Below are 13,580 nucleotides of genomic sequence, written 5' to 3'. Positions count from 1 at the left end.
GTCCTCCCTGCCCGAAAGCAAGGTTCGCGGTGGCCCAGGCGCTGCCGCGAATCTCTTCTCCTCGGCGGGGGAGAAGGTGCCTGCAGGCGGATGAGGGGGCGGGGCACGAGCCTCTGTCATCACCCCTGACAATGAGACAACGGAGAACCGGATCATGGCGACCATCGCAGCGGAAACGGAGGAGGATGGCCAGGGCGCGCGCGGCGGGCGCGGACTGAGGCTTTCCCCATCGGCGATATCCTATCTCCAGGCGACGCCGCTGTTCGTCATTCTCGGCTTCTTCTTCCTGCTGCCGATCGCCATGATCGCGGTCGTCAGCTTCTGGGACTACGACTTTGCCGGTCTCTATCCCGATTTCCTGACGATGAACTACACCGATACGCTCGGTTCGTGGGTGACGTGGAAGACCTATCTCAACACGCTGAAATTCACAGCGATCGTCTGGTCGCTGACGCTCGTCATCGGATTCTGGGTCGCCTATTYCCTGGCCTTCCACATCCGCAAGACCTCGACGCAGATGATCCTCTTCCTCGTCTGCACCGTGCCATTCATGACGTCGAACATCATCCGCATGATCTCGTGGATCCCGGTGCTCGGGCGCAACGGCCTCGTCAATTCGACGCTGATCGAAATGGGCATCATTCCGCAGCCGATCGAATGGCTGCTCTATTCCGACTTCGCCGTCGTGCTCGCCATGGTGCATCTCTATACGCTGTTCATGGTGACGCCGATCTTCAACACGCTGATGCGCATCGACCGGTCGCTGTTCGAGGCGGCGCGCGATGCCGGCGCCTCCGGCTGGCAGGTTTTATGGAATGTCGTCATCCCGCTCGCCAAGCCCGGCATGGCGATCGGCACGATCTTCGTCGTCACGCTCGTCATGGCTGATTTTTCGACGGTGCAGGTGATGTCCGGCGGCCAGAGCGCCTCGGTGGCGCTGATGATGAAGAATCAGATGTCGCTGCTGCAATATCCGGCCGCTGCCGCCAACGCTGTGGTGCTGCTCGCCGTCGTGCTGTTGATGGTTGCAGCCATCCTGCGCGTCGTCGACATCCGCAAGGAGCTTTGAGATGAACCACGAAAAACGCGGCCTTGAATTCTATCTGCTGGCGATCTTCTTCATCATCTTCGTGCTGTTCCTCTACGGCCCGCTTTCGGCAATCCTGATCCTCTCCTTCCAGGGGCCGGATGGCGGCCTGACCTTCCCGATGAACGGCGTTTCCACGCACTGGTTCTTCAACCTGTTCGAGAAGCAGGCGGTCGGCGATTTCGGCGCTTCCTTCCGTCGCTCCTTCACTCTCGGGCTGATGGTGATGGCGGTGACCGTCATCGTCTCGCTGCTTGCCGGCCTTGCCTTCCGGCGACGGTTTCGCGGTTCGACGGCGCTGTTCTATGCCACGGTCGCAAGCCTCGTCGTGCCGTCGATCATCATCTCGCTCGGCATCGGCGTCGTCTTCCAGGAGGGAGGGCTGAAGCCTGCCTGGTATTCGTCGGCCTTTGGCGCCCATCTCACCTGGACGCTGCCGTTCGGCGTGCTGATCATGTTTGCCGTCTTCAACCGCTTCTCGCCGGCCTATGAAGAGGCAGCGCGTGACCTTGGCGCCAACTCCTGGCAGACGTTCCGCCATGTCGTGCTGCCGATGATCGCGCCGAGCCTGATCGGTGTCGGCCTGTTCGGCTTCACGCTCTCCTATGACGAATTCGCCCGCACTCTGATGACATCAGGCACCTACAATACGCTGCCGCTCGAAATCTACGGCATGACGACTAACGTCACGACGCCGGTGCTCTATGCGCTCGGCACGGTGACGACGCTGTTTTCCTTCACCATCATTCTCCTCGCACTCGGCATCATGACGATGCTCAGCCGGCGGCAGGCAAAGATAAGCTGACATGCGCATCCTCATCGTCAATCCGAACACCACGGCCTCCATGACCGACAAGGCCGCGACCGCCGCGCGTGCAGTGGCGGCATCAGGCACGGAGATCATCGCGGCCACCTCGCGCATGGGGCCGGTCTCCATCGAGGGACATTACGACGGCGCACTGGCGATCCCCGGCCTGCTCGCCGAACTCAAGGAGCGGCAGGCGGCAGGTTATGACGCGGCCGTTATCGCCTGCTTCGACGATACCGGGCTCGAAGCGGCACGAACCTTTGCCGATGTGCCGATCCTCGGCCTTTGCGAATCCGCCGTGGTGACGGCGGGCTTCCTGGCGCAGCGCTTCACCGTGGTGACGACGCTGGAGCGGTCGCGGGTGCTGATCGACAATCTGGTGCGCCGCTACGGCATGGGCGACCGCGCCAGGGTGCGCGCCTCCGACATCCCGGTGCTGGAGCTGGAAGATGCGGCCTCGGGCGCGATAGGCAAGCTCAGGGCCGAGATCGAGCGGGCGCTTTCGGAAGACGGCGCCGAGGCGATCGTGCTCGGCTGCGCCGGCATGACCGATCTGGCGCGTGAGCTGCAGGAGATCTACGGCGTGCCTGTCGTCGATGGCGTTGCCGCCGCCGTCAAGCAGGCCGAAGCGCTGGTGTCGCTCGGACTTTCCACCAGTAAGCGCGGCTCCTACGCATCGCCGTTGCCGAAACCCTTCACCGGGGCGATGAGCAGTTTCTCGCCGGTCCTCAAGGTCGGCTGAACTGATGTCCGTCTCTTTCGATTTCAAGCAGCTCACCGAGCGCGAACGCTACAAGCTGATGATCGGCACGATCATCCCGCGGCCGATCGCGCTGGTGACGACGGTCGACGAGAATGGCCGGGTCAACGCCGCACCCTTCAGCTTCTTCAACTGCCTTTCGGCCGATCCGCCGATCCTCGCGATCGGGGTCGAGAACAATGCCGACATGTCGTTCAAGGATACCGGCCATAATATCCGCATGACCGAGGTGTTCACGGTCAATATCGTCTCCTTCGCGATCGCCGAGGCGATGCATGTCTGCGGCGCCAAATATCCGCGCGGCGTCGACGAGCTGAGGGAAGCAGGCCTGACGGCGATGCCGGGCGAGAAGGTGGCTTCGCCCTTCATCGCTGAGGCGCCGGCCGCCTTCGAATGCAAGCGGCATGTGACGCTGGAACTCGGCCGCTCGCGGCAGATCGTCATGGGCGAGATCGTCTATGCACATTACCGCGACGGTGTCGTCGATCCGCAAAGGCTGCATGTCGATCCGGCCGCGGTCGATGCCATCGCGAGGCTCGGCGGCGATACCTGCGCCACCATCCGCGACCGTTTCGAGATGCTGACGCCGAAGCTCTGACATAGAGCGTTTCCGTTTTCTTCGGGTCACGAAAATGCTCTATCTCTTTGTCTTCGCGCAATTCCGGACGCAAAACCGCTGCGCAGTTCTGCCGGAATTGCTCCAGGGATAGCCCCAAGTTTTTGCTTTACTTTTTCGGCTCCCGCAAGAATGGTCGGCTACGGATCATTGCGGCAGAGGAGCGCTTTACCCATGACAATCGAGGACGATCTCAGCCGGATCGCGGAGCAGGAGAAAGTCCTGAGCTTCGACGCCTTTGACCTGACGACGGCATGGCAGCTCGGCAAGCTTCTGCAGGAACTCGCCACTGAGCGCGGCCTCGGCATTGCGATCGACGTCACCCTACATTCGATGCCGGTCTTCTATGCGGCACTTCCGGGTGTAACGCCCGACAACGTCAACTGGGTTCGCCGCAAGCGCAACATGGTGCTGCGCTATTTCCGCAGCAGCTATGCTTCCGGCCTGAAGCTGCAGAAGGATGGCAGGACGGTCGAGGATAACGGGCTTTCCGGCGCCGATTATGCGCCGCATGGCGGCAGTTTCCCGATCAACGTCAAGGGCACCGGTTGCATCGGCGCCGTCACCGTCTCAGGACTGCCGCAGCGCGACGACCACAATCTCGCGGTCGAGGCGCTGGCGCTGATGCTCGCCAAGGATCTGGATACGCTGCGGCTGGGCCCGATGCTCTGACGCGGTCTCTGCTGCCCTAATTTTGACAGAAAAAAGCCATGAAAACTTCAAATTCGCGTAGCCGCTCCGGTGACGCGGGCTTGTCCTGCGGCTAAGCTGCGGCATCGCACTCCTCATCTTACCCGGGACGCCATGATCCGCTTGTTCCTTGCGCTTGCCGCCACCATCGGCTTCGGCCTTTTCCTTGCCTCCTGCAACACGCTTTCCAAGGAGGAATGCGTTGCCGCCGACTGGCGGGTGATCGGCGAGAGCGACGGCGCGGCGGGCTACGAGCCGCAACAGCGCTTCGCCGCACATGCGAAATCCTGCGAGCGGGTGAAGATCGTGCCCGATCAGACGATCTGGTTTCAGGGATATCAAGCCGGCCTGGTGCGCTACTGCACGCCGCTCAGCGGGCTTGCGCGCGGCCAGGCGGGCAGCGGCTACGCCAATGTCTGCCCGCCGGAGACCGCGCCCGGTTTCCTGCGCGGCTTCGGCCTCGGCAGCAAGCAGCACGAGCTGCAGGCGCGCCTCAGCTCGATGCAGAGCGATTATAGCAATAAGGAGACTGATATCGACGAGCTTTCCGACAAGCTGAGGGATGCCAAGGACGGCGACCGCTCGGAACTGCGCCGGCGGATCGAGGATCTGGAAGATGACATGCACGACATCCGCCGCGACCAGCGCGACGTGCAGGACGATCTCGACCGTGTCAACGAGGATGTCGAGTGGTTCCAGCGGAACCCGAACGCCGAACTGCCGGCGCCGGGTTACTGATCCCCGACCTCAGAGCTTCCCGCCGGCCTCGGCGATGCCCTTTGTCAGGCTGCCCGTTGCCGGGAAGAGCGGGATGAGGCAGGCCTGCAGGGCGTGATAGATATCGCCCTTGCCGGGGAACAGCGAGTGCGAGGGAACGAGATCTTCCGTCAATTCCTCGTGCCAGCCGCCGTTCTTGTGGTCGATGAAGGCGCGCTCGATCACGTTCCAGATCTTGCGGTAGCTCTCTTCATGGAAATCGCTCGGCAGGTGCTCGTTGAGGAAATGTGCGGCAGCCGCACCTTCGCAGGCTGGCCACCAGAGCTTGTTGCGCTTGGCAGGCTTGTCGTCCCAATCGAGCGTATAGAAGAAGCCGCCCTTGTCGTTGTCCCAGCCGAGCGCCATGGATTGCGCAAAGAGCGCCTTGGCCGCATCCGGCATCCATTCGATGCGTTTGCCGCCGAGCGCCCAGAGCTGCAGGATGAGGCGGGCCCATTCCAGCCAGTGGCCGGGCGTCGTGCCGGCCGGGCGGAACATTTCGTTCGGATGATAGTAGGTCTTGTCGAGATTCCATTCGGCATCGAAATGCTCGGCGACGCGCCAGTCCACCGAACCGGCGGCGCGGCGGATGACGAGATCGGCGATGCTTTCGGCCTTGGTCAGATATTCCCGGTCGCCGGTGGCTTCGAAGGCCGCCATCAGCGCTTCGGTCAGGTGCATGTTGGAGTTCTGGCCGCGATAGGCGCCGCCATCGAGCGGCTGCCAGTCGGCGGTGAATTCCTCGGCGATGGCGCCGTGCTTTTCTTCCCAGAACTTCGTGTTGAGGATCTCGGTGATATCATCAAGCATGCCGTCGGCAAGCGGATGGCCGATCGTCTTTGCGGCTGAGGCGGCCAGCAGCACGAAAGCGTGGCCATAGCCCTGCTTGTTGGAATCGACGGGACCGTCATTGTTGAGGGACCAGAAATAGCCGCCATTTTTCCGGTCGCGATGATGGTTCCAGATATAATCCATGCCGTGGTCGACGACGTCGGAGGCGCCTGGACGGCCGAGCAGGGCGCCGATCGAGAAGCAATGCACGGCGCGCGCGGCGATATGGATGCCGCGAACCTGGCCCTCGGCGTCGAGAGGCCCGCCTTCGTCGTCGAGATCGTAGAAACCGCCCTTGGGGTTGACCGAATTGTGCTGGAAGAAATCGAAGAGACCGTTCGCCTGGGTCAGCAGCCAGCCGCGGTGATAGGCGCGGGTCGTCCAGTTTCCAAGCACGGCGTTGCCGGTTGCGGGTGCCATGATGCTCCTCCGATTTCGTGCACAAAGCGTTGTAAACGCCTATATAGGCGTCGTGCGAGTCTGTCATCCGGCGAGATTTGCAAAGCACGAAATCGACAGGCATATATTGACATAAAGATATCTTTATGTGATTTGGAAGTCTGGTCTTACGACGTCAAGGAGCCCTCCCGTGTTTGACAATCTCTTTGGTCCGGAAACGGGCAAGCGTGACGGCAGTGAAGTTTTCGCAGCTTTGAAACAAGCCGCGAGCGAGCGCATCCTTGTTCTCGACGGCGCCATGGGCACGCAGATCCAGGGGCTCGGCTATGACGAAGACCAGTTTCGCGGAACGCGCTTCATTGGCTGCGCCTGTCACCAGAAGGGCAATAACGACCTTCTGATCCTGACCCAGCCGGACGCGATCGAAGAGATCCATTACAGATACGCCAAGGCCGGCGCCGATATTCTTGAGACCAACACCTTCTCCTCGACCCGCATCGCCCAGGCCGATTATGAGATGGAAGGTGCGGTCTACGACCTCAACAAGGAAGGTGCCGAGATCGTGCGCCGGGCAGCACAGCGCGCCGAGCGCGAAGACGGCCGCCGTCGTTTCGTAGCCGGCGCCATCGGGCCGACCAACCGCACCGCCTCGATCTCGCCCGACGTCAACAATCCCGGCTTTCGCGCCGTGACCTTCGACGATCTGCGCTCCGCCTATGGCGAGCAGATCGACGGACTGATCGACGGCGGCGCCGATATCATCCTCATCGAGACGATCTTCGACACGCTGAACGCCAAGGCGGCGATCTTCGCCTGCGAGGAGCGCTTCGAGGCCAAGGGCGTGCGCCTGCCGGTGATGATCTCGGGCACGATCACCGACCTTTCCGGCCGCACGCTGTCCGGCCAGACGCCGTCGGCCTTCTGGAACTCGGTGCGTCACGCCAATCCCTTCACGATCGGCCTCAACTGCGCGCTCGGCGCCAATGCGATGCGCCCGCATCTGCAGGAGCTTTCGGGTGTTGCCGACACCTTCATCTGCGCCTATCCGAATGCCGGCCTGCCGAACGAGTTCGGCCAGTATGACGAAACGCCGGAGCTGATGGCGGCGCAGATCGACGGCTTCGCCCGCGAAGGCCTTGTCAACATCGTCGGCGGCTGCTGCGGCTCGACGCCGGAGCATATCAAGGCGATCGCCGAGACCGTTGCCAAGTACAAGCCACGGCCGATCCCCGAGCATCGCCCCTTCATGTCGCTGTCGGGTCTCGAACCCTTCGAACTGACGAAGGACATCCCCTTCGTGAATGTCGGAGAACGCACCAACGTCACCGGCTCGGCCCGCTTCCGCAAGCTGATCACCAACGCCGATTTCACGGCAGCGCTCGATGTGGCGCGCGACCAGGTCGAGAACGGCGCGCAGGTGATCGACATCAACATGGACGAGGGGCTGATCGACTCCGAAAAGGCGATGGTCGAATTCCTCAACCTGATCGCCGCCGAGCCTGACATCGCCCGCGTGCCTGTCATGATCGACTCGTCGAAATTCTCAATCATCGAATCCGGCCTGAAGCGCGTCCAGGGCAAGCCGATCGTCAACTCGATCTCGCTGAAGGAAGGCGAGGAGAATTTCCTCGCCCAGGCGCGGCTGTTGCACAATTATGGTGCCGCCGTCGTGGTCATGGCCTTCGATGAAACGGGGCAGGCTGACAGCTATGAGCGCAAGGTGGAAATCTGCACGCGCGCCTACAAGCTGCTGACCGAAAAGATCGGCTACCCGCCCGAGGATATCATCTTCGATCCGAACATCTTCGCGGTCGCGACCGGCATCGAGGAGCACAATAATTACGGCGTCGACTTCATCGAGGCGACGCGGACGATCCGCGAGCGCATGCCGCTGGTGCATATTTCGGGCGGTGTTTCGAACCTGTCCTTCTCGTTCCGCGGCAACGAGCCGGTGCGCGAGGCGATGCACGCCGTGTTCCTCTACCACGCCATCCAGGCGGGCATGGACATGGGCATCGTCAATGCCGGCCAGCTTGCTGTTTACGACAACATCGATCCCGAGCTGCGCGAGGCCTGCGAGGATGTGGTGCTGAACCGCCGTCCCGACGGCACCGAGCGGCTGCTCGAAGTGGCGGAGAAATTCCGTGGCGGCGCGGCACGCGAAGGCCGAGTCCAGGATCTTTCCTGGCGCGAATGGAGCGTCGAGAAGCGTCTCGAACATGCGCTGGTCAACGGCATCACCGAATATATCGAGGCCGATACCGAGGAGGCGCGCCAGCAGGCTGCAAGGCCGCTGCACGTCATCGAAGGGCCGCTGATGGCCGGCATGAACGTCGTCGGCGACCTGTTCGGCTCGGGCAAGATGTTCCTGCCGCAGGTGGTCAAGTCGGCGCGCGTGATGAAGCAGGCGGTGGCCGTGCTGCTGCCCTACATGGAAGAGGAAAAGCGCCTCAATGGCGGCGAGGAACGCCGGTCGGCCGGCAAGATCCTGATGGCGACGGTCAAGGGCGATGTGCACGATATCGGCAAGAACATCGTCGGCGTCGTGCTTGCCTGCAACAATTACGAGATCGTCGACCTCGGCGTCATGGTGCCGGCGACGAAGATCCTCGAAACGGCGATTGCCGAAAAGGTCGATGTCATCGGCCTTTCCGGCCTGATCACGCCGTCGCTCGACGAGATGGTGCATGTCGCGGCCGAAATGGAGCGGCAGGGCTTCGAGATCCCGCYGCTGATCGGCGGGGCAACGACCAGCCGCGTGCATACGGCCGTGAAGATCCATCCCGGCTACAACAAGGGGCAGACGATCTACGTGACCGATGCGAGCCGCGCCGTCGGCGTCGTCTCTGCCCTGCTGTCACCGGAGAACCGCCAGGCCTATGTCGACGACATTCGCGCCGAATATGCCAAGGTGGCGGCCGCCCATGCGCGCAGCGAGGCCGAGAAGGTGCGCTTGCCGTTGCCCCGGGCTCGCGAGAATGCGCATAAGGTCGACTGGTCTGCCTACCGGCCGGTGAAGCCGCAATTCTTCGGCACACGGGTGTTCGAGGATTACGATCTGGCCGAGCTTGCCAAATATATCGACTGGACGCCGTTCTTCCAGACCTGGGAGCTGCGCGGCCGGTACCCCGCCATTCTCGACGACGAGAAGCAGGGCGAGGCGGCGCGTGCGCTCTGGGCCGATGCGCAGGCCATGCTGAAGAAGATCATCGACGAGAAGTGGTTCCGCCCGCGCGCCGTCATCGGCTTCTGGCCGGCCGGCGCGGTCGGCGATGATATCCGGCTGTTCACGGACGAGAGCCGGAGCCAAGAGCTTGAGACCTTCTATACGCTGCGCCAGCAGCTTTCCAAGCGGGACGGGCGGCCGAACGTGGCGCTCTCCGACTTCGTGGCGCCTGTCACAAGCGGTGCTCAGGATTATGTCGGCGGCTTCGTGGTGACGGCGGGTATCGAGGAAATCGCCATCGCCGAACGTTTCGAACGGGCGAACGACGATTATTCGTCGATCCTCGTCAAGGCGCTGGCCGACCGCTTCGCCGAAGCCTTTGCCGAGCGCATGCACGAGCGGGTGCGGCGCGAATACTGGGGCTATGCCAAGGACGAGACGCTCAGCAAGGAGGATCTCATCACCGAAGCCTATGCCGGCATTCGCCCGGCGCCCGGTTATCCCGCCCAGCCCGACCACACCGAAAAGGCAACACTCTTCAAGTTGCTCGACGCTGAAAAAGCGGCCGGCGTGAAGCTGACCGAGAGTTATGCGATGTGGCCGGGCTCCTCGGTCTCCGGCCTCTATATCGGCCATCCCGACTCCTATTATTTCGGCGTCGCCAAGGTGGAGCGCGATCAGGTGGAAGACTATGCGGCCCGCAAGGGCATGGAGGTTTCCGAGATCGAGCGCTGGCTCGGGCCAGTGCTGAACTATGTGCCGCGCAAGACCGAAACCGAGATCGAGGATGCGGCGTAACCAGCCGTTTGGCGTCGTCCGCTGATAAAGTGATTCAAGAAACGAGGAAGCCGGAAAGTGATTCACTTTCCGGCTTCGTGCTTTTGAAAATCAAGAAGATTATTCTTTGGAGCCGATGATGTCGGCTTTGCGTTTCAAGTCACCGCGATCGTCAGCTCCGCGACGAAATCATAGGCGTCGCCGCGATAGAGCGAGCGGGTGAATTCGACGGCGCGGCCGGAGCCGAGATAGGAGATACGCTCGATCGACAGGCCGGCCGCACCGACGGAGACGCCGAGAAGCTGGGCGTCGGCTTCCTTCATGTTGGTCGCCGAGATGCGCTGCACGGCGCGCACGGGGCGAACCTGGAGGCGTTCGAGCTCGGCATAGAGCGAATTGGTGACGGCTGAGGGATCGGGCAGGAATTCGCCGGAGACGCTGGCGTTCTCGATTGCCARCGGCTGGTCGTCGGCGATGCGCAGGCGGGAGAGGCGCGAAACCTTGACGTCGGTACCGAGGCCAAGGATCATCATCTCATCGGGCGAGGGGGTATGGATGCCCTTGTGCAGCCATTCGGAGCGGGAGGACATGCCGCGGCGCGCCATATCCTCAGTAAAGGAGGTGAGCTGCGACAGGCGTTGCTCGACCTTGGAGACCGGCTTGGCGACGAAGGTGCCCGAGCCGTGGCGGCGCACCAGCAGGCCGTCGGCGACAAGTTCGTCGATCGCCTTGCGCACGGTGACGCGGCTAACGGCGGCGAATTCGGCGATGTCGCGCTCCGGCGGCAGCGCATCGCCGTGGCCGAGCGTGCCGGTGCGCACGGCCTCTTCGAGCATGCGACGCAGCTTGACGTAGAGCGGGCCGGTGCCGGCAGCCTGCAAGCGCTCCAGGGACAGGATGGTAGCGAGGTCGTCGCTCATGCCGCACCTCTCTGCTTGTTGTTCAAGAGCTTCACCGCAAGTTCCACTGCGCCGTGCAAGGCATCGTTCTTCGGTCTGGCGAGCAGCGGCCTGTAGCGTTCGGAAAGCCAGGGTTCATAGGCTTCGGCAAGACCGCCGAGCAGGCAGATCGAGGGGCATTCGGGCCAGAGCAGCGCGTCGAGGCTTTCGCCGATCGCCGTTGCCGCATCCGTGACGATGCCGACCGCGATGGCATCGCCCTTGGCCGCATGCTGAAAGACGATCGGTGCGTAGACGGCAAAGTCCTTCGGTCTTGCCGAATGGGCGAATTCGACGATGCGCTCGGGATCGTTGCCGTATTCGGTCATGACCGCGTCGGTGATCGGCGATGCCGGGCGCACCCCGTCATGGGCGAGCAGCGATCGTTCCAGCAGGTCGCGACCGAGGCGGGCGCCGCTTGCCTGGTCGCCGACAACGAAACCCCAGCCGCCGATGCCGTTCAGCCGGCCATCCCTACGGGCATTATAAACCGAGCCGGTGCCGAAGGCGCCGACGATGCCGTCGGCATCGCCGAGCGCGCCCTGCAGGGCGATCAGCGCATCGGTGACGACGCGGCCTTCGGTGAAGGGCAGGGCCTTTTCGATTCGTCTACCATAATCGCCGACATTGGCGCCGGCGACGCCGACGACGGCTGCGACGGAGGAAATGGTTTCAGCGGCAAGCCCGGCATCGCCTAGCGCCTGCCGGGCGGATTCGACGATATTGAGAAGGGAGTTTTCCAGATCCGACAGGATGTTGGCAGGGCCGGCTTTGCCGCGGCCGATGACATTGCCGTTCCTGTCCGCGACTGCGGCCCGGCAGCTCGTTCCGCCGCCGTCTATGCCGATTGCAAGCTCCGTCATCGGGCCTCCGAATATGCCGTTCCCTATGTTTTTTAATACAATACCAAAAAAATACCATTTACCAAGTGGGAATGACGTGGAAAATCAATCTTTTTATCATATTGATTTTGCTTGATTAAATTTTTTAATGAGTTTTATCAGGCCGAAAAGTTAATTTCGGCTGGACAATTGGTATTTTTTTGGCATTAATTCGGCAAAAGGGAACAGCACTTCGAAGCCCACGAAAACCGGCAGTTAAGTCAAGCCGGAACCGCTTCGAGGATGATCGAGAGAACGACCCCCGGCCCATCAAGCTGGGGGCGAATTCGGGCATCCATCGGCTTTCCCCATCATTTCGCCGCTCCCGGTGCAGCCGCCGGGAAGGCGCGCAGTTCGGCCGCAGGCGATCCGCCTTCGTGTCCGTCGAGCTTTCGGGACCGGCATTGCTGGCGGTCCTCCAAGGGGCGTTGGGTGTTGCCTCAGACACACCAATTGCTTGTTTCAGATCGAAAACAGCGCCTCGCGGCGCTTAAAACAGGAGAGGGAAATGAAAAACACTGCTCTGAAAAGCCTGCTGCTTGCCTCCAGTCTGCTGAGTTCAGCCKGTCTCGTCCACGCCGCCGACGTCACGCTGACGGTCGAAAGCTGGCGTAACGACGACCTGCAGATCTGGCAGGAAAAGATCATCCCGGCTTTCGAAGCCAAGAACCCGGGCATCAAGATCGTTTTCTCGCCGACCGCGCCGACCGAATACAACGCCTCGCTGAATGCCAAGCTCGATGCAGGCTCCGCAGGCGATATCATCACCTGCCGTCCGTTCGATGCCTCGCTCGAACTCTTCAACAAGAAGCAGCTCACTGACATCACCAGCCTGCCTGGCATGGAGAACTTCTCGCCGGTCGCCAAGGCCGCCTGGAGCACCGACGACGGCAAGTCGACCTTCTGCGTGCCGATGGCTTCTGTCATCCACGGCTTCATCTACAACAAGGATGCCTTCGACAAGCTCGGCATCTCTGTGCCGAAGACCCAGGACGAGTTCTACGCAGCGCTCGACAAGATCAAGGCCGACGGCACCTACATTCCGCTCGCCATGGGCACGAAGGACCTCTGGGAAGCCGCTACCATGGGCTACCAGAATATCGGCCCGAACTACTGGAAGGGTGAGGACGGCCGCGCCGCCCTGATCGCCGGCAAGGAAAAGCTGACGGATGCCGACTGGGTCAAGCCCTATGAAGAGCTTGCCAAGTGGAAGCCCTATCTCGGCGACGGCTTCGAAGCCCAGACCTATTCGGACAGCCAGAACCTGTTCACGCTCGGTCGTGCCGCGATCTATCCGGCCGGCTCGTGGGAAATCTCGCTGTTCAACAGCCAGGCACAGTTCAAGATGGGCGCCTTCCCGCCGCCGGTTCCGAAGGCCGGCGACACGGGCTACATCTCCGACCATCCGGATATCGGCGTCGCTCTGAACACCAAGAGCACGCATGCCGAGGAAGCCAAGAAGTTCCTCAGCTGGGTCGCTTCGCCTGAGTTCGCCGATATCTACGCCAACGCGCTGCCGGGCTTCTTCAGCCTGAACTCCAACCCGGTCAAGATGTCCGATCCGCTCGCTCAGGAATTCGTTTCCTGGCGCGGCCCGTACAAGTCGACGGTGCGCTCGACCTACCAGATCCTGTCGCGCGGCACGCCGAACCTCGAAAACGAGACCTGGGTCGAATCGGCCAATGTGATCAACGGCACGGATACGCCTGCGGTTGCTGCCGAAAAGCTCCAGAAGGGCCTCGACAGCTGGTACAAGCCGGCCAAGTGATGTGATCCGGGGCGGCGTTTGCAGCCCCTCATCCGGCCTGCCGGCCACCTTCTCCCCGCTCGCGGGGAGAAGGAGACTCGCAGCGACCTCCCAGCCCGATAGC

Annotated in this window: 11 protein-coding genes; 8 read left to right on the top strand and 3 right to left on the bottom strand. The window is 62.2% G+C overall.

Annotation, left to right across the window (positions count from 1 at the left end):
* Positions 1–154 precede the first annotated feature (154 nt).
* From AC1ECN_RS08815 to AC1ECN_RS08790, 6 genes are all read left to right on the top strand, one after another.
* Positions 155–1,069, top strand: coding sequence for an ABC transporter permease (locus AC1ECN_RS08815; RefSeq protein WP_477952754.1), 915 nt, complete (start codon positions 155–157; stop codon positions 1,067–1,069).
* Position 1,070: 1 nt separating this feature from the next.
* Positions 1,071–1,892 (top strand): ABC transporter permease, encoded by an 822-nt coding sequence (locus AC1ECN_RS08810; RefSeq protein ID WP_024320739.1) that lies wholly within the window; start codon positions 1,071–1,073, stop codon positions 1,890–1,892.
* 1 nt (position 1,893) lies between these two features.
* The gene (locus AC1ECN_RS08805; RefSeq protein ID WP_024320740.1) at positions 1,894–2,637 is read left to right on the top strand and encodes an aspartate/glutamate racemase family protein; all 744 of its coding nucleotides are present in this window, start codon (positions 1,894–1,896) and stop codon (positions 2,635–2,637) included.
* Between the two features lie 4 nt (positions 2,638–2,641).
* The gene (locus tag AC1ECN_RS08800; protein ID WP_024320741.1) at positions 2,642–3,253 is read left to right on the top strand and encodes a flavin reductase family protein; all 612 of its coding nucleotides are present in this window, start codon (positions 2,642–2,644) and stop codon (positions 3,251–3,253) included.
* A gap of 192 nt (positions 3,254–3,445) precedes the next feature.
* Positions 3,446–3,943 carry a heme-degrading domain-containing protein gene (locus tag AC1ECN_RS08795; RefSeq protein WP_024320742.1) on the top strand — a complete coding sequence of 166 codons (498 nt, stop codon included), beginning with the start codon at positions 3,446–3,448 and terminating at the stop codon, positions 3,941–3,943.
* A 132-nt stretch (positions 3,944–4,075) separates the two neighbouring features.
* On the top strand, positions 4,076–4,699 hold the full coding sequence (locus tag AC1ECN_RS08790) for a DUF2799 domain-containing protein (RefSeq protein WP_128401147.1): 624 nt from the start codon (positions 4,076–4,078) through the stop codon (positions 4,697–4,699).
* 9 nt (positions 4,700–4,708) lie between these two features.
* Here the strand turns inward: AC1ECN_RS08790 and AC1ECN_RS08785 are convergent, their stop codons facing one another.
* Positions 4,709–5,968 (bottom strand): AGE family epimerase/isomerase, encoded by a 1,260-nt coding sequence (locus AC1ECN_RS08785; RefSeq protein ID WP_130672906.1) that lies wholly within the window; start codon positions 5,966–5,968, stop codon positions 4,709–4,711.
* A 169-nt stretch (positions 5,969–6,137) separates the two neighbouring features.
* Between AC1ECN_RS08785 and metH the strand changes: the two genes are divergently transcribed.
* Positions 6,138–9,911 (top strand): methionine synthase, encoded by a 3,774-nt coding sequence (metH, locus tag AC1ECN_RS08780; RefSeq protein ID WP_477952750.1) that lies wholly within the window; start codon positions 6,138–6,140, stop codon positions 9,909–9,911.
* Between the two features lie 134 nt (positions 9,912–10,045).
* Here the strand turns inward: metH and AC1ECN_RS08775 are convergent, their stop codons facing one another.
* Positions 10,046–10,810, bottom strand: coding sequence for a GntR family transcriptional regulator (locus tag AC1ECN_RS08775; protein WP_011652849.1), 765 nt, complete (start codon positions 10,808–10,810; stop codon positions 10,046–10,048).
* The gene (locus tag AC1ECN_RS08770; RefSeq protein WP_130661970.1) at positions 10,807–11,691 is read right to left on the bottom strand and encodes a glucosamine kinase nucleotide-binding domain-containing protein; all 885 of its coding nucleotides are present in this window, start codon (positions 11,689–11,691) and stop codon (positions 10,807–10,809) included. Before AC1ECN_RS08770 ends, AC1ECN_RS08775 begins: the two co-directional genes overlap by 4 nt.
* A gap of 526 nt (positions 11,692–12,217) precedes the next feature.
* On the opposite strand from AC1ECN_RS08770, the gene AC1ECN_RS08765 reads away from it, so the two are divergent.
* Positions 12,218–13,477, top strand: coding sequence for an ABC transporter substrate-binding protein (locus tag AC1ECN_RS08765; RefSeq protein WP_477952747.1), 1,260 nt, complete (start codon positions 12,218–12,220; stop codon positions 13,475–13,477).
* Positions 13,478–13,580 lie beyond the last annotated feature (103 nt).

The sequence above is a fragment of the Rhizobium sp. 01N447_2 genome (assembly GCF_056399245.1).
The sequence above is the reverse complement of the archived record's forward strand: the minus strand, read 5'-3'. Positions and strand labels throughout refer to the sequence as shown.